General features: G+C 34.7%; 19 protein-coding genes. 18 read left to right on the forward strand and 1 reads right to left on the reverse strand.

Annotation, left to right across the window (positions count from 1 at the left end; all coding sequences use genetic code 11):
• Positions 1-45: 45 nt before the first annotated feature.
• The 13 genes from SAZ04_RS18935 to SAZ04_RS18995 all read left to right on the forward strand — a co-directional run bounded on the left by SAZ04_RS18935 (position 46) and on the right by SAZ04_RS18995 (position 9,059).
• Entirely contained in the window at positions 46-516 is a 471-nt protein-coding gene (locus SAZ04_RS18935) for an NUDIX hydrolase (protein ID WP_332698169.1), read from the forward strand.
• A 199-nt stretch (positions 517-715) separates the two neighbouring features.
• A complete protein-coding gene (locus tag SAZ04_RS18940) occupies positions 716-1,132 on the forward strand; it encodes a GNAT family N-acetyltransferase (protein WP_332698172.1) in 417 nt (138 codons plus the stop codon).
• 136 nt (positions 1,133-1,268) lie between these two features.
• Positions 1,269-1,949, forward strand: coding sequence for an HAD family hydrolase (locus SAZ04_RS18945; RefSeq protein ID WP_332698175.1), 681 nt, complete (start codon positions 1,269-1,271; stop codon positions 1,947-1,949).
• Between the two features lie 75 nt (positions 1,950-2,024).
• The gene (gene fosM, locus SAZ04_RS18950; RefSeq protein WP_431309034.1) at positions 2,025-2,450 is read left to right on the forward strand and encodes a FosM family fosfomycin resistance protein; all 426 of its coding nucleotides are present in this window, start codon (positions 2,025-2,027) and stop codon (positions 2,448-2,450) included.
• A 236-nt stretch (positions 2,451-2,686) separates the two neighbouring features.
• Entirely contained in the window at positions 2,687-3,484 is a 798-nt protein-coding gene (locus SAZ04_RS18955; RefSeq protein ID WP_332698178.1) for an aminoglycoside adenylyltransferase domain-containing protein, read from the forward strand.
• A gap of 147 nt (positions 3,485-3,631) precedes the next feature.
• Positions 3,632-4,084: a GNAT family N-acetyltransferase gene (locus SAZ04_RS18960; protein ID WP_332698181.1), complete on the forward strand. Its 453-nt coding sequence runs from the start codon at positions 3,632-3,634 to the stop codon at positions 4,082-4,084.
• Positions 4,085-4,161: 77 nt separating this feature from the next.
• Positions 4,162-4,803, forward strand: a complete 642-nt coding sequence (locus SAZ04_RS18965; RefSeq protein ID WP_332698184.1) for a uridine kinase family protein — start codon at positions 4,162-4,164, stop codon at positions 4,801-4,803.
• A 257-nt stretch (positions 4,804-5,060) separates the two neighbouring features.
• Entirely contained in the window at positions 5,061-5,609 is a 549-nt protein-coding gene (locus tag SAZ04_RS18970; protein WP_332698186.1) for a GrpB family protein, read from the forward strand.
• Between the two features lie 251 nt (positions 5,610-5,860).
• Positions 5,861-6,703: a site-specific tyrosine recombinase/integron integrase gene (gene xerA / locus SAZ04_RS18975; protein ID WP_332698189.1), complete on the forward strand. Its 843-nt coding sequence runs from the start codon at positions 5,861-5,863 to the stop codon at positions 6,701-6,703.
• 257 nt (positions 6,704-6,960) lie between these two features.
• Positions 6,961-7,287, forward strand: coding sequence for an ArsR/SmtB family transcription factor (locus tag SAZ04_RS18980; RefSeq protein WP_332698192.1), 327 nt, complete (start codon positions 6,961-6,963; stop codon positions 7,285-7,287).
• A gap of 55 nt (positions 7,288-7,342) precedes the next feature.
• Positions 7,343-7,858 carry an SRPBCC domain-containing protein gene (locus SAZ04_RS18985; RefSeq protein ID WP_332698195.1) on the forward strand — a complete coding sequence of 172 codons (516 nt, stop codon included), beginning with the start codon at positions 7,343-7,345 and terminating at the stop codon, positions 7,856-7,858.
• A gap of 407 nt (positions 7,859-8,265) precedes the next feature.
• On the forward strand, positions 8,266-8,475 hold the full coding sequence (locus tag SAZ04_RS18990; RefSeq protein WP_332698198.1) for a hypothetical protein: 210 nt from the start codon (positions 8,266-8,268) through the stop codon (positions 8,473-8,475).
• 461 nt (positions 8,476-8,936) lie between these two features.
• Positions 8,937-9,059, forward strand: a complete 123-nt coding sequence (locus tag SAZ04_RS18995; protein ID WP_332698201.1) for a hypothetical protein — start codon at positions 8,937-8,939, stop codon at positions 9,057-9,059.
• 327 nt (positions 9,060-9,386) lie between these two features.
• Here SAZ04_RS18995 and SAZ04_RS19000 read toward each other — a convergent pair whose 3' ends face one another.
• On the reverse strand, positions 9,387-9,617 hold the full coding sequence (locus tag SAZ04_RS19000) for a helix-turn-helix domain-containing protein (protein WP_332698204.1): 231 nt from the start codon (positions 9,615-9,617) through the stop codon (positions 9,387-9,389).
• A gap of 210 nt (positions 9,618-9,827) precedes the next feature.
• Between SAZ04_RS19000 and SAZ04_RS19005 the strand changes: the two genes are divergently transcribed.
• From SAZ04_RS19005 to SAZ04_RS19025, 5 genes are all read left to right on the forward strand, one after another.
• Entirely contained in the window at positions 9,828-10,211 is a 384-nt protein-coding gene (locus SAZ04_RS19005; protein WP_332698207.1) for a hypothetical protein, read from the forward strand.
• Positions 10,212-10,314: 103 nt separating this feature from the next.
• The gene (locus SAZ04_RS19010; RefSeq protein WP_332698210.1) at positions 10,315-10,698 is read left to right on the forward strand and encodes a hypothetical protein; all 384 of its coding nucleotides are present in this window, start codon (positions 10,315-10,317) and stop codon (positions 10,696-10,698) included.
• Complete coding sequence (locus SAZ04_RS19015) at positions 10,685-11,254, forward strand: hypothetical protein (RefSeq protein WP_332698213.1); 570 nt, start codon at positions 10,685-10,687, stop codon at positions 11,252-11,254. Before SAZ04_RS19010 ends, SAZ04_RS19015 begins: the two co-directional genes overlap by 14 nt.
• A gap of 1,196 nt (positions 11,255-12,450) precedes the next feature.
• Positions 12,451-13,164, forward strand: a complete 714-nt coding sequence (locus tag SAZ04_RS19020) for a hypothetical protein (RefSeq protein WP_332698216.1) — start codon at positions 12,451-12,453, stop codon at positions 13,162-13,164.
• Between the two features lie 1,031 nt (positions 13,165-14,195).
• Complete coding sequence (locus tag SAZ04_RS19025) at positions 14,196-15,308, forward strand: Fic family protein (RefSeq protein ID WP_332698222.1); 1,113 nt, start codon at positions 14,196-14,198, stop codon at positions 15,306-15,308.
• Positions 15,309-15,535 lie beyond the last annotated feature (227 nt).

The following is a 15,535-nucleotide window of genomic DNA, read 5'->3' on the forward strand; positions in this document are numbered from 1 at the left end:
TGAAAGAGAATTATTTATGTATTAGAAAATTAGGAGGTTAAATGGTTGGGATATATTTCTGAGATAAGGAAGTTTATTGGTAATCGACCTATTATTAGTGTGGGAGCAACTATACTTGTAATAAATGAGAAAAAAGAAGTTCTCTTTCAACATCGTTCAGATACGCTGGATTGGGGATTACCTGGTGGCTCTATGGAACTAAGGGAGACCTTAGAAGAAGTTGCTTCTCGTGAATTAAAAGAAGAAACAGGACTTGAAGCGAAAAGCTTTGAATTAATAGGTGTATTTTCGGGTCCAAAATATTATTTTCGTTATCCAAATGGGGATGAAACATATAGTGTAATTAATCTATACCGAGCCATAGATGTTAGTGGGCAACTTGAGATGAATGATGGAGAAAGTATTAATCTTAAGTATTTCGGTAAAGACAATCTTCCAGTTAATCTTGAAAAAAGAGCAAAAGCTCTTATTGACGCTTTAGGGGATGCCTTTTGGGAATTAGATTCGACTTTCTAGTCTCGACCTATAATTATCCTCTTCAGCAACAGGTTGCTTGAGTTTAATAAGTGAGAGACAGCTCAAGGATCCTTTATTTTTCCGCAATCGGGCGCTATTCTTGAATAGAGAGGACTCTAGGAGTATCAGAAGGGTTTGAATAAAAGAGAATGCAGTCCGTTTCAATATTGTCTCCAACTATTAAGAAGGTGATCTCGAAGTGATCAATATAACATCTAAAACAATTACCCCAGAGGTAAGTGAACTTTTATCATACGCCACTTCCGAAGCGAAAATTGTCCAATCATATGAGAATTATGTTAAATTTCCAGACCATGTTTTGTATGGATTTGAGTATGGAAGAAAGATTGTCGGTTGTATAGGAATAAAGCTTTTAGGGCGAGATAAAATTGAAATAGTACACATTGCCGTTGCTCCAAATGTAAGAGGGAATCGTATTGGAAGCAAAATGATTGAGTTCATATGTAACGAACATTCTCCTAAAATTCTTTATGCTGAAACTGATAATGATGCTGTGGATTTTTATATAAAATTTGGTTTTAAGATAACAAATCTTGGTGAGAAATATCCTGGTGTTGAGAGATTTTTATGCGAATATGAAATAATTAAAGAGTAATAAATTACTCAACAAAAGGGCGCTTTCCTGTAAGAAGGATTGCGCTCTAATTGTATTTAAGGTCCAGATTGAAGAAGGTATTTAGGTTAAGATAAAGAAATAAATTAGAATTATGTTTCTTGGGAGAGAGTGTAAAATGATTAAGGCAGTCATATTTGATTTAGATGGAACTTTGTTATATCGAGATGCTTCAGTACAGAAGTTTATAGACAACCAGTACGACCGACTAAATAAATGGGTAGGTCATATACCAAAAGGAAAATATACTTCAAGGTTTATAGAGTTAGATTGCCGAGGGTATGTTTGGAAAGATAAAGTGTATCAACAATTGGTCAATGAATTTAATATTACTGGGATCACTTGGGAAAGTTTACTTCAAGATTACTTAGAACAATTTAAAAATAGTTGTGTCCCTTTTCCTAATCTCAACAGTATGTTAAAAGGGTTAAAAAGTAAGTCCATTAAATTAGGAATAATAACTAATGGAAAAGGGCAGTTCCAAATGGATAATATAAAGGCATTAGGGATTGAAAAGTATTTTGAAACTATAATTGTTTCTGAATGGGCAGGTTTAAAAAAACCTGATCCTCAAATTTTCAAAAAAGCTTTAGAGCAATTAAATGTTTCACCGAATGAAAGTATGTACGTTGGAGATCATCCAGAAAACGATGTAAGAGCTGCTCAAAAAGTAGGAATGAAAGGAATTTGGAAAAAAGACTCTCAATGGAACAATGTTGAAACGGATTTCATTATCGATGATTTGGGAGAATTACCTTTAATCATTGAAAGAGTAAGTAATGAAAGTATTGAGTCTTGATAAACTATAATGCAATAAGTACTAACTTTGTTAATTAAGAAGCGATTTTTTTACCGAAATTAATATTGAGGTGATATGGTGACTATAAAAGGCTTAAACCATTTTTTATTTTCTGTCTCTAATTTGGAACATTCTATTAAGTTTTACCAAGATGTTTTTGATGCAAAGCTTCTAGTTAAGGGGGGAAGTACTGCTTATTTTGACCTAAATGGGATGTGGCTTGCTCTTAATGAGGAAAAAGACATTCCTCGTAATGAGATAAGACATTCATACACACATATAGCCTTTTCAATAGAAGAAGCAGACTTTTTAAAAATGTACGAAAAACTAAAGGAGTTGAATGTGAACATTCTTTCAGGTCGCCCAAGAGATGAAAAAGATAAAAAATCTATTTACTTCACTGATCCAGATGGTCATAAATTCGAATTCCATTCAGGTACATTACAAGATAGATTAGATTATTATAGACAAGATAAAAACCATATGAAATTTTATAATTAGTAAGAAGTTTTTTTCAACTTACAAGGGCTTTTTGAAAAAGTTGCCGCAACAACATCCTAGTTTACCATTATTAAGATCGATCATAGGCTTATTCAAGAATAGAGCGCTTTTGAAATAAGGAAAGCGTCTTTCTTCATGAAAAGGCCAGATTCTTGAATAACTAATTGTGGAAATAATGGAAATTTGAGATATTTGTTATTGAGTTAATTGGAAGAAGGTATTTGGAGGATTTAAATATGACTTATAGTTGGAAAAATTGCTCTTTAGATATAAAAGATTTTGTTTTTTATCTCCTAAGTGAGACTAAAGAAATTATTAATGACGATATTATTGGTTTTTACATACATGGTTCATTGGCGATGGGAGGGTTTAATCCGAACAGTAGTGATATTGATGTTTTGGTTGTTACAAACAAATCAATGACTATTGAAACCAAAAGAAAATTAGCACAGTTATTTCTAACTTGCTCTAATGACCCATTTCCACTGGAAATAAGTTTCTTGAACAAAGAACAATTAGAAACTTGGAAGCATCCCTGCCCATTTGATTTCCATTACAGTGAATTCTGGAGAGAACGGTATGAAGAGGATTTGTCAAAAGGGACAAAGAAATATTTAAATGGAAAGATAAAGACTGATGCTGATTTAGCTGCACATATAACGATAACCACTCATAGAGGAATTTGTATAGAAGGAAAACCTATTGTTGAAGCCTTTCCTTCGGTACCACGTTCGCATTATATATCTTCCATTATGGGGGATTTCCAAGAGTGTTTAGAAAATATTAAAGAAGACCCAATTTATTGTACATTAAATTTGATTAGAGTATTTTGGTATCTAAAAGACGGAATTATTTCATCAAAGCAAGAAGCTGGTAACTGGGGTCTAGCATCTTTGCCAAAAGAGATGAGCTTTACTATTCAAAAAGTGGTTAACAGTTATGCGAATGAGAAAGATACTTATGATTTTGAGAAAAATGAACTTTTGTCACTAAGAAACTATATATACTGTAATGTGCAAGAGTTATTAAGCTAAAGGGCGCAATTCTGAAGTAAGAATTGCGCTCTATCTTTATTTAAAGGGCCATTTAATGGAGTAAGGTATATTGAACGAACTAGCAGGTTATTTCAATAAAAACTGGTAAAATAAAAGAAATTACAAGTTTATTAAGGGAGATTAATAATGAATATTAGGAAACTGAACATAGGTGAAAAACTTCCAATGGAATTGTTGTTATTGGCTGACCCTTCAAAAGATATTGTTGAGGAATATGTCAATCGAGGCGAATGTTTTGTAGCTGAAAGTGAAAAGCAAATTGTTGGAGTTTATGTATTACTTCCAACAAGACCTGAGACAGTGGAGTTGGTGAATGTTGCAGTCGTAGAAGAGCAACATAGTAGAGGTATAGGGAAACAGTTAGTAATGGATGCAATACAGGTAGCCAAGACAAAAGGTTATAAAACAATTGAAATTGGTACTGGAAATTCAGGTATAGGACAATTGGCTCTATATCAAAAATGTGGTTTTAGAATTATTGGTGTTGATATGGACTTTTTTATTAAGCATTATCCAGAAGAAATTTTTGAGAACGGTATACAGTGTAGAGATATGATTCGCTTATCTCAAGATATATAAATGGAAAAAAGTCTGTTTCTGGGGTAAAAGTTAATGCTATTTTCGGAAGAATTATTAATAGAAAATGGGGGCATTTTATGGAACTATTAGTATCGGATCTGTATAAAAAATTTATGGATAACAAAATAACCAATAAAACTTTTTTGTTAGGTATTGATGGCTGTGGTGGAGCTGGAAAAAGTACTTTGGCTCAGTCTTTTAAAGAAGTAGGGGGCAATAATGTTACTATCATTCACATGGATGATTTTTATAAACCCTCAGGACTAAGGAGGCAAGTAAGTGATGATGAAATAGGTGGATATTGGGATTGCGAACGTGTGAAAAAACAAGTTCTCGAGCCACTAAGAAATAATCAGAAAACAAAATATCAAAGATATGATTGGGATGTAGATGATATGGCGGAGTGGCATGATGTACCTACCGGAGGACTAGTAATAATTGAAGGATGTTACTCATTAGTAAAATCTCTAAATAATTATTATAATTTTAAAATTTGGGTTGAAAGCCCAAAAGAATTAAGACTTTCTAGAGGTATCGAACGTGATGGTGAAGGAAAACGTCACTTTTGGGAAGATTTGTGGATGCCTGCTGAAGAACAATATATTAGAGAACAACACCCCTTAAAGACAGTTGATTTAATAGTTGATGGAACCGGTAGAGAAAGTGATATTAAAAATTTAGAACTTACCGCTTTAAAAGTACCTTGTTCATGGATTTAGGATGCAGGTGTTGGTATAGGACTTCATTCTTTTACCAACTTTATTTTTAAATCAATGCTAACAGTTGTTAATAATCTAGTTGGTCAAAAAATTGACCAAAATAGCCAATAGAAGCTATTCAAGAATCGGGCGCGATGCTTAAATAAGGGGCATCGCCTTTGTTATTTAATAAATAGGATTTAGAAGGTATTGTTTGTGCGAAGTTGAATTCATAATTACAGAAAACTCCCTGCTTGAATCATATGAAAGGAGATAATATGAATAAAGAAGAACTTGGCAAGTTATATCCTATAACCATTGTACAGTATGACGAAAAATGGACTTCAATGTTTCAAAAAGAAAAACAAATCATTTCAAATATTTTTGGTTCGGAAATTGCTTTAAGAGTCGAACATATTGGGAGCACTGCCGTACCCAATTTATCAGCTAAGCCTACAATTGATGTTTTAGTGGAGATTCCAGGGGAAGATGGAATTAGGGATTTAATAATTAGCAAGATGAGTACAAATAATTATATACATATGAAGGAACAGAGAAACCATTTGATGTTTGTTAAAGGGTATTCCCCCACAGGATTAGAAAAAGAATCTTTCCATATTCATATGGGTACAAAAAAGCAAGATTTTCTATGGGATAGATTATACTTTAGAGATTATCTCCGGATGAATCCTTCTGTTGCAAATGAGTACCAGCAACTAAAGGTTAAATTAGCCGAAACTTATAAGCATGATAGGGAAGCCTATACAGAAAATAAGACTGAATTTATTAGTAAAATGACCAAATTGGCAAAAGAGAGATTTACATAAGTATCCTGTTTTGAGAAAAAATTCCATAGTTATTCGCTATAATTTTTTGTCTATGTTGGCGATATCCCTTGTTCCACAAACGGGCGCGATTCTTGAAGAAAGATAACGAATTTCCCTTGTCTTTCAAGGTTTTTTAGTTCAAGTTAACTATTAAATTCTTAGATTGTTGAATAACTATGATTAGAAATGACTCTCCTTGAACATAATAGAATCTAGAATAATTGGTTCATAACTTGGGAGAGTGAAGAAAGATGTTATTATCTGAAGCTTGGGAGAAATATCAACTAGATAAGAAGATTGAGGGATATTCAGCATTAACAATAAAAACATATTGCTTTCAGTATAATTTGTTATTACGATATTTTGGTAATATTGACTTGAATGAATTTACTACAGAAAAATTAAAAGGTTATTTAATCGATGCGGGAGAACATTTAAAGCCATCTAGTCTGGGACATAGAGTTCGTAGTATTAGATCACTATTTAAATGGACATATGAGGAAGGCTTCATTTCTAAAAATCCTGCAGCTAAACTGAAGGAACCAAAAATAGGAAAACGAATTCCTAAATTCCTTTCTGAACTCGAAATAGAACATCTGAGGGAAGCGTGCCATACCACGATGGAAAATGCGGTATTTGAGTTTTTTTATTCTACCGGCTGCCGTATTGGAGAAGTTGTAAAACTAAATCGTGATGATATTAACTTCTCTACGAATTCCGTTATTGTACATGGAAAAGGTGATAAAGAAAGAGAAGTGTACTTTAATACTCGTTGTTCTTTGTGGTTGAAAAGATATTTAGATGAACGAGATGATGAAGATCAATGTTTGTTTATCACTGATAGAAGGCCAAAGAGGCGAATGAGTATTGATCTTATGAGATATATCATTAAGCGTATATCTAGTCGAGCAGGAATTAAAAAGAAAATTCACCCACACCAATTAAGACACAGTTATGCGACACATATGATCAACAATGGAGCCCCACTTGAAGTGATCCAGAGCTTACTTGGTCACGAGAAGAGTGAAACTACAAAAATATATGCTCAGCTAAGTGGAAAGCTGAGACAAGATTTCTATAGCAAATACTTTTAAATGAATAATTGAACGTTTTGACATGAAAAGGTTCGTACTCTATACGGAGTGCCTTTTCATTTTTTTATGGAGTAAAGGATTGAGTATACTCACATATTTGGAAATAGTTAAAATTGATTTAAAGGGCCAATTAATCGAATAAGGATTATTGAACGAAGGGAAAGATAAGTAAAATTTTTTAACAAAATAAGCTTTCAATATTCCTTTACAAGAATATTCTTTATGAGTTATATTTAGTGTGAAAGGAGAAAGGTAATATGGGCATTAAAATCACAACAACTTTGAATGCACTTGCTGAGCCCAACCGACTACACATTGTTGAACTTTTACGTGCTGGCCCCCTTACTGTAGGGGAAATTGCTGAACGACTTGGTCTTCTCCAGCCACAAACTTCTAAACATCTCCGTGTACTTAATGAATCTGGACTCGTCGAGGTGCAAGCAATTGCTAATCGGCGAATTTACAAGCTACGACAGCAGCCGTTCCAAGATCTAGATGATTGGCTGGAGTCTTTCCACCATGTCTGGCATGAAAGATTCGATCGCTTGGATGATTATTTAAGTGAATTGCAAAGAAAAGACTAATATTGTGACGGGAAAAGTGACAACTTAATACAAAAATTTATTGGGAGGAATGGAAATGTCCAACAACACAATGGTTTCGAGGGTAGAGAACGATCGGGTACTAGTGCTGGAGCGTATTTTGGCCGCGCCGCGCGACCTCGTGTTCAAGATGTTTAAAGATCCCGAGCATCTCAAACGCTGGTGGGGGCCAAGAGGCTGGGAGCTTCCTGTCTGCAACATCGATTTCCGGCCGGGTGGCGTTTGGCACTACTGCATGAAGTGCGTGGATCAAAATCAAGGTGAATTTTACGGTATGGAATCTTGGGGCAAAGGGGTTTATAAGAAGATCATCGAGCCGGAGAAGATCGTCTACGTCGATTTCTTCTCGGATGCCGAAGGCAATACGAATGAAGCCATGCCATCGACTGATGTTACATTGGAATTCATCGATTTGGGCATCAAGACTAAGCTGATCAACCGTGCTGAATATGCGTCGGCGGAGAGCCTCAAGACCGTCATGGACATGGGCATGCTGCAAGGAGTCACCGAAACTTGGGATCGCCTGGAAGAGGTTCTTCAGCAGATGAAATAAGGAAATATCACGTAGTTCAGGAATTCAATAATAGACATTTGTGAGATGCTTTTCGAGCGATTCTTCAAAATGAAGATTCGCTCTTTTGTATTTCAAAGGGACATAATTGGGTTGAAGACTTTAAATGTTCTTGAACTGATGATTTAGTTTAACAAGCAGCTAAAAGGATCTTCCGGTCGAAGATCCCTTTTCAGTACCCATAACATCTAATTATGTGAACTAGAAATGTATAGAGTATTCATTTGATTCTTGGATCTTGTTCAGCAATCGGGCCAGATAATGGAATAATACTTGGGGGTTGAATTGGATATTTATGTTAAAACATTTTAGAGATTGTGAAGGATTGCACTTAAAGTAAACGGGTGCTTCAACATTAAAGAGAAGAGGGAAGGGGGGAAAGTCTGGAAATGCCTTTATTAAAAAACCAGCACTTAATGGGAATTTCATGGATTTTAGTAATACTCTTATTAGTAGCATCCTTTCTGATTATTTCAAAGGGTTATTTCAATACTAAAGAAATAAGTTCATTAACTTCTCAATGCTATGAAAATGGTGGAGAAATTATATTAGAAATACATGATAATCTAACTAATGAATATTCTTTTGAGTGTAAATAGAAGAAATACTCTTATTAAAGTAAACCAGCTAATAGAATCTATGTCTGATCTTCAGCAATCGGGCGCTTTTCTGGAGTAACGATAAAAGACCAATTTCTCAATTTTAGTGCTGAGAAATTGGCCTTTTTAAATATATGGTCCTAACGCTACCCCTTTATTAAAAGATAGCATTTTTATATTTACTTATAGTGCAAAATAACGCTTTACTAACATTTTTTTTTGAAAATTTATAATATATTAGAGATATGAAACATATAACATATTCACCTCCTTTCTTTTCATTCTGCACTTTGATCTACATGCAAAAGAAGCCTTCACTACTATGTGAGGGCTTCTTTACACGGCTATTTGATTTGTTCATGGAGGTTGTTCACTTATATTTTTTATGTCAGATAATATATTATATCTCATTGACAATTGTAAAATTTTGGATATTGTATATAGGAAAGGAGTGTTGTTCTATGAAGCCAAATTTTGCAGAAGTCGTAAAAAGCTTTGAAAACCGTCTAAAACGCAAATTAACGGACTTTGAATACCGCATACTCTACTTAAATTTTGTTAAGTCTTCTCAAAATCGCAAGTAAATCCTTCTTATCTCTTCCTGTCCATTGTACTAATTCTTCTATAGTGGGATTCCTACCTTTTGTAATTTGTATGTTTTGTATAATTTGTTTAACTTTACGTTCTATATGATTCAAAAAATCACCTTTTTGAGTACATTATATAAGAACGTATATTCTCGTATCAAAAGAAACGCTCTCTGACGCAATTAACTTTTCTTTTGTATAGAGTTGGTTATCTAATTTCTTAAGAGAAGAGCTACTAAATAAAAAATAAAACAATAAAACCCGATAATCTCTACTTTAAACGAGTAGCAAAAACCCACCTCAACGTAACGCAAGGTGGGTTTTTTACATATCCCAGAAATCCTGCATCTTTGCGCTAGCGTCTTTTTGTCTGATTGCTTTGAGTATCTTCTTCATTGTTTGCGGACTTGGAATATAGTCGTCATCAGAGCAGGCTTTCCCTAGAGTGTTTCTATTTACCTTCGAGACTTTTGATAGCTCAGAAATTGTATATCCGTTTTGGTCGAGCCATTTCCCAAGTTTACTTTTTGGCTTGCCCAATCCCCAACCAAACATTACAATCACCTCTCGTTTTTTAACCATTCTTTACCAAAGTGCAAAAATCTATTCGCAAAATGAAAAATCTTTTTTGCATAGTGGACAAGCGGTGTTTAATATCCTTTATCAAAGACGTGAGGGAGCGTACCGCTATTTATAGTAGTGGTGATACTAGAGATATATCAATGTGCGTCAACACACGTCAACAAGACGTCAGGAGGGTTTTATATGTATAGACCTACGGTGAGATATGAGGATGTGTACAAAGAGTATGTGGAGAATGTTTTTCATGCTACTCATTTAGATCGTAGCCAAATCATAAGAGCAGCGTTATTTATTGCTGGGCACACAGAACAGTTTTCTAGAATAGTAGATCCTTACTTAAAAAGAGGCATGTCTTTACCATCCCCGTTGTGGGAAGAAGAGGATGAAGAGTTGTGGCTTAACCAAAAGACTATTGAACAGACGGAGATTCTAAAAGTAGGTAAGTCAGCTCATAGAGAACAAATTAAACACGAACAAAAAAGAGAACATGAGCAACTAATAGCAAGTCCAAAAGTGTTTAGTCCTGGTGGAGGGATATCTATTAAGATTGGCAATGGGAATAGGTGACGTCCCTCTTCTCTATCTAGGAAAATTCTTACCACGTTACCTAGATACCGAGTTACCCAAGGCTAAGGGAGGGAATTTATAAAAAATGAGGGTGGGGAGTAAGGTGCGGTTAAATCCTATGTTAAACAAACAGAAGAAAGACGTCTCTAGGAGAACTCGTTCTGATAAAAAACGGGATATAAAAATCCCTGTTACCAAAGAAGAAAAATTATTTATTATCAGAGCATCGATCGAGAGAAAAGAATCAGAAACGGACTATTGCACTCAACTTTTAAAGTCGTCTTTATCAAGAAATAGAGAATTTGAGGAAGTGGAGTATGTTAATCACAAAGAAACGGTTCATGTGAAGGTCAATGCTTTTCTAGAAGAACAAATTGCTTACTATGCAACGTTATGGGGTTGGAGAAGTATGCGGAAGGTAGCGCACCGAATTTTTAAGCAGTCATTGCGACTAGAGAGAGGGGAAATCATCTTTGAGGGCATTTAGTGAAAGGAATCTTATTGGTCAAGAGTTAAAGCCATCAAGTTTTATGACGCGGATCTTCATACCCATGAATACAGAGTTACGGTTAATGGTACCAAGAGATATTTATTTTAGAGCACAGGTGTTATGTGAAGATGTTTATGACCTGACAGAAAACCGTTTTAAGTTAAGGGACCTTGTTGAGATGTTATGGGAAGACTTTATTGATTACGTAAGGAGAAAACAAGACATAAAAGCAACCTATCAACTTCTTCTTGAATACGACCAAGGAACGCCTAATGTGAGATTGAAAAAATATGATGAAAAGAACATAGAGGAAGTGCCTCTTTATCCAGTAAGAAAACCTCCAGTAGATGAAGTCGAGGTTTTCTACTCTAAAATGAAAAGGAAGGATGCGCTAAGAGGAGAAGTGATGCTTTCAGATATAGCGCAGGTATTCCCTAATCACCACTTTACGCTAGAAAGGGTATTAGAAATCCTTCTGATTGATTTTATTGTTAAGTATAGCAAGGGTGAAGCGCAAAAAATTGTGAAAGAATTTCTCGATGATGAAAAATAAAATAATAAGGGAGTAGGTTAACTAACCCACTCCACAAAAGACGGAATCCTTAACATATTGTTTTTAGTCAGGTTCCTGTATTTAACTTTACACTTCATATACGGATCAAATGAAATGAAATCTTTCGTTTCTTTTACGACGTGATCACTATACGTTTGATAAACTTTATTACGGGCTTGAGGGGGCATAAACTCCATTAAGCCTGTATATTTGCCTTTTTCATCCGAAAGGGTAAGACCAGGAAGGGTAATGCCTTCTTAAGTGTAAGGTAATTGCACTTCTATCAAGGTAACACCTATGATGGAGCGAAGGACCTCTGGGCACTTGGACAGTCAGAACATCAAAGACACTGAGCTTATTATGTGTTCATTGACTAGCATACAAGTAAACCAATAATTGATGGGGGAATATGTGTACCAACATTTAATCCTACGGTTATTAGGGAAGGCGAGTATGTGATATCCAAGGTCAGAACCGGACTCGGGAAATCCGACCGTCCGGGATCGTAGGGGGGCCACAAGAAACGTGATTCATTAATCATTGATTGCGCGCGCTTGTTTTCTACCCGACAATGGGCCGAAAGCCAAATGGTTGAAGGGATTGAGCCCCAAAATGTTAGTAAATCGAGAGGGCTGATGTTTTTCCTGCGACAGAAAGCAACATTTCATTCTTCGTAAATGGCAAGTAGAATGAAACCACTCTGGGGTCAGAGACCTTGGCACGTTACACATTGATATGATACGGCAACTCGGGAGACCCTATCAGTCTTTTTTCTTAATAGAAGAGTATGGTGTACAAGCGATAAAAGCAAGGAAACCAAACGCTGGTAGGGAGTCGGATAGCAGCGTAGTACCAATGAAGTTGGGTAATGCCGATGGAGGAAAGGCTAGCTACCAAGTTACTACCCTTGCTAGGGACACATTTACTACACACAGAGGTAGGATGAGTAAATGGAAACAAAACTAGTAAGGATAGCAGGAATTACAAGTTATTTTTGTGAATGGTAACTAGGAGGAGCCGTGTGCGTGAGTAGCGCAAGCACGGTTCTGTGAGGGGGAGAGTACAATCTACCGAAAGGTAGAGAGACTCTCTTCTACTCGACTTGTGGACGTCTTATGGAAATAATTGTTGATTTTGGATTAAAGCTTAAATATACTAGATAATGGTTATCTAGTATATTTATAGGAGGTTTATTAATGTATATTTCTAGAAAAATGAGCAAACTAATCTTTTTATCTTTGGTTTTATTAGTAGGCACCTTATCAATGGCTTCTTTTGTTTTTGCAGACGAACCAAGTCTATCGCTAGACCCTATTCAACCATCTGAAATTCAACATGATATCAATAAGAATTTAAATCAGATACAAATTGCTGAAAGATTCAATGAAATTAATTCTACCTATGAAGTAAATGAACCATTCTCTTTAGAAGACACAGAATTTATAAGAGTATATGCTGATTCTGCTAATGAGCCATCAATATTTACTCCTTCCCAACCTGGTGATATATCAACTATGTCTTTTTTTAATAGCTCATATAGCAAACCTTTTAATAAAACTTTAACTAAAAATGGTGTGACAGTTAATTTTAGCGGAAGAGTCTACTCCAATATAGGTATATTAAATCATAGTTATAGAGGGAACGTTACTTCTAAAGTTACTGCCGGAGGACCGAAGGTTTCAAAAATAGAAAATTTTGTAACTAATGTTGCATATGGTGCACTTGGAAGTAGTGGCACGTATGTAGGGATAGTTTATGATGGTAATATAAATAATTCCACAACTAAATATAAAACATGGAGCTTGGATGAAACCCAGAGATATGGTGCTGTTACTGTTGTATATACTTATACAAATGCATATACTAGAATTACATCAACAGGGGGAACATTTAGATTATATGCATTTTAAAGGGGGGTAAACTTTGGGGAATTTCAGTCTAATAGGAGCTTTTATATTATTAGGTATTTTATGTTTAATAGTTTTTCTTATTATGAAGATTTTCAAAAAAATAAAAAATAAATAAACTTGATATTATGTCAATAAAATGGACACTACGAAAAGAGAGAATCTTCTCTTTCCCTACCGCGCTTGGCTTGCTGACTTCTGTGTAACGATAAGGGGCGAAACCCTTATCGCTACACAGAGGCTAATATTCTTTTACATAAGCTATATTAATTTGGGTGTTTTTGTCCATCCCCCGAAAATGAGGAATAAGAATCCTAATAGGGTATTTTTGCATATCCCTTCGGGAAATCAAGACTAAAATGAAGAAATTATAGAATAAATAAGGCTTCCTACTTTGTTTATATGAATACAAAGTAGGAAGCCAGTTTAGTTTATGTTGTTCGACAATTACGCTCTTCACTTTAAGTTCTACTAAAGTTAAAACAACAATTGTTGTAATATGAAGTTATTAAAGCATGTTAATGACACATGAAAAGTGAGCCACATGACTTTTGCAATTTTTCGTTGAGACAGACTTTCTACCTTATGTAAGAATTTGATATTATGAAGTTAAGCTATATTGATCATCTTTCTTTTCCTCTCTTATGATTAAACGTTTAGTCACTTTCAATCATAAGAGAGGTTATGGAAATTGGAAATCATGTCGCTCATTTTTTATGTGATCGAACCATTGGCTCAATATTAAATTATCAAATACATTTATTAATAGGGCTACAATTGTAGCAACTGTGACCCTAGTAGAATAGTGCCCGATTGCTTGAACTCTTCAATTACCTTACTTGTGTTTAATAGCGTATGAATTACATATTATAAATTTCAATTAACTTATTAATAGCGTATGAGTTACATTCTATAAATTACAAATTAACGTATAAATAGCGTACAAATTATAAACTACAAATTTCAATTAGCGTATGAATAGCGTATAATTAACTTATCAATTAAGTTAAAAAGGATGGTGAAATGATTTGTACATGCCTAAATTTAGTTATTCCCAACCAATCGTAAAAGACTTAATGTCAATTGAACGTTCTAGAGCAATTGTTGAATTGATGCCTATACCAGCACATATTGAAAGTGACCTAAAAGAACAAGCTAAATTAAAGGCAACACATTATTCTACACGTATAGAAGGAAACACACTTGATTTAGAACAAGTTGCTCGTGTAGTTAAACAAAAACAAGATGATTTTAGAATTCCTGTGGAAGAAGAAGTAAGAAATTATTGGGAAGCTCTTTCTTTCTTATCGCAAGAAAAACAAAACAAAACTCCTATTACAGAAGATTTTATAAAACAACTCCACTCTATCATTGTTAAGCATGGCGCTGGCAGAAAGTCTACAAAAAGTATCTATCGTGGGACAATGCCACCTGGTGTCTTGTTTGCTGTATATGATAATCAAACAAGACAACCAGAATATATTCCTCCCGAACACTCAGATGTTCCACCATTAATGAAAGCATTGGTAAAATGGATTAACACAGAAAAAGAAATTCCTGTTCCAATTAAAGCATCTATTGCTACATATCAACTACTCACAATTCACCCATTTGAAGATGGTAATGGGCGAACAGCACGAGCATTAGCATCATACATTCTATCAATAGAGAATTACGATGTTAAAGGATTTCACTCAATGGAAGAATACTATGTGGAAGATTTACAAGGATATTATAAGCATTTACAAATGGGACTACCTGCACTTTATTATGAAGGTCGTAAAAATCCTGATGATTTAGCCCCTTGGATTGAATATTTTTTAAGAATCATGGCTCTAGCATATGAAAAGGTTGCTAATCTTTCAATTAAATTTGCCACAACCCCTTCAGACCCAAGAATCCTTTCTTTAGAGCCAAAAGAAAAAACATTATTACGATTTCTTATAGAACGTAATAGACCCACTAAACCTAAGGAAATTGCAGAGTTATTTCAAGTAAAGCCAATTACTATCACTAAATGGGCAATAACTTGGCTAGATAGAGGTATTATTGTAGGAGCAAGTGGTAAGGAAAGAATTACTTCATATCGAATTGGAGAAGCATATCAAGATTTAACCTTAAATGATTTAGGATATAGAGAAGACTAACGAGAGAAAATAAATGCAAGTAGATTTCTAGTTATTTAAAAACATCTGCTTGCATTTTATACAAAAAACCTCATTTACTTATACGATTCCCCACTATTAATGCCAAACTAAATCCTACATAATCTGACAAGTTGTTGAAACCAATAACCTGTGAACTACCCACCACTTAATTCTTGCAGAATTTGAAGTGGGGGCTTCTCGGATAATAGTTGCTTTTACTAGCCAAC

The organism is Halalkalibacter lacteus (assembly GCF_036663595.1).
Taxonomy (GTDB): Bacteria; Bacillota; Bacilli; order Bacillales; family Bacillaceae_D; genus Halalkalibacter; species Halalkalibacter lacteus.

Bases quoted from the DNA above. Each gene is read 5' to 3' on its own strand.
- SAZ04_RS18970 (WP_332698186.1), top strand. From the start codon at position 5,061: ATGAATAAAGAAGAACTTGGCAAGTTATATCCTATAACCATTGTACAG.
- SAZ04_RS19000 (WP_332698204.1), bottom strand. From the start codon at position 9,617: ATGTTTGGTTGGGGATTGGGCAAGCCAAAAAGTAAACTTGGGAAATGG.
- SAZ04_RS18980 (WP_332698192.1), top strand. From the start codon at position 6,961: ATGGGCATTAAAATCACAACAACTTTGAATGCACTTGCTGAGCCCAAC.
- xerA (WP_332698189.1), top strand. From the start codon at position 5,861: ATGTTATTATCTGAAGCTTGGGAGAAATATCAACTAGATAAGAAGATT.
- SAZ04_RS18985 (WP_332698195.1), top strand. From the start codon at position 7,343: ATGTCCAACAACACAATGGTTTCGAGGGTAGAGAACGATCGGGTACTA.
- SAZ04_RS18990 (WP_332698198.1), top strand. From the start codon at position 8,266: ATGCCTTTATTAAAAAACCAGCACTTAATGGGAATTTCATGGATTTTA.
- SAZ04_RS18955 (WP_332698178.1), top strand. From the start codon at position 2,687: ATGACTTATAGTTGGAAAAATTGCTCTTTAGATATAAAAGATTTTGTT.
- SAZ04_RS18945 (WP_332698175.1), top strand. From the start codon at position 1,269: ATGATTAAGGCAGTCATATTTGATTTAGATGGAACTTTGTTATATCGA.
- SAZ04_RS19025 (WP_332698222.1), top strand. From the start codon at position 14,196: ATGCCTAAATTTAGTTATTCCCAACCAATCGTAAAAGACTTAATGTCA.
- SAZ04_RS18960 (WP_332698181.1), top strand. From the start codon at position 3,632: ATGAATATTAGGAAACTGAACATAGGTGAAAAACTTCCAATGGAATTG.
- SAZ04_RS19020 (WP_332698216.1), top strand. From the start codon at position 12,451: ATGTATATTTCTAGAAAAATGAGCAAACTAATCTTTTTATCTTTGGTT.
- SAZ04_RS19005 (WP_332698207.1), top strand. From the start codon at position 9,828: ATGTATAGACCTACGGTGAGATATGAGGATGTGTACAAAGAGTATGTG.
- SAZ04_RS18965 (WP_332698184.1), top strand. From the start codon at position 4,162: ATGGAACTATTAGTATCGGATCTGTATAAAAAATTTATGGATAACAAA.
- fosM (WP_431309034.1), top strand. From the start codon at position 2,025: ATGGTGACTATAAAAGGCTTAAACCATTTTTTATTTTCTGTCTCTAAT.
- SAZ04_RS18995 (WP_332698201.1), top strand. From the start codon at position 8,937: ATGAAGCCAAATTTTGCAGAAGTCGTAAAAAGCTTTGAAAACCGTCTA.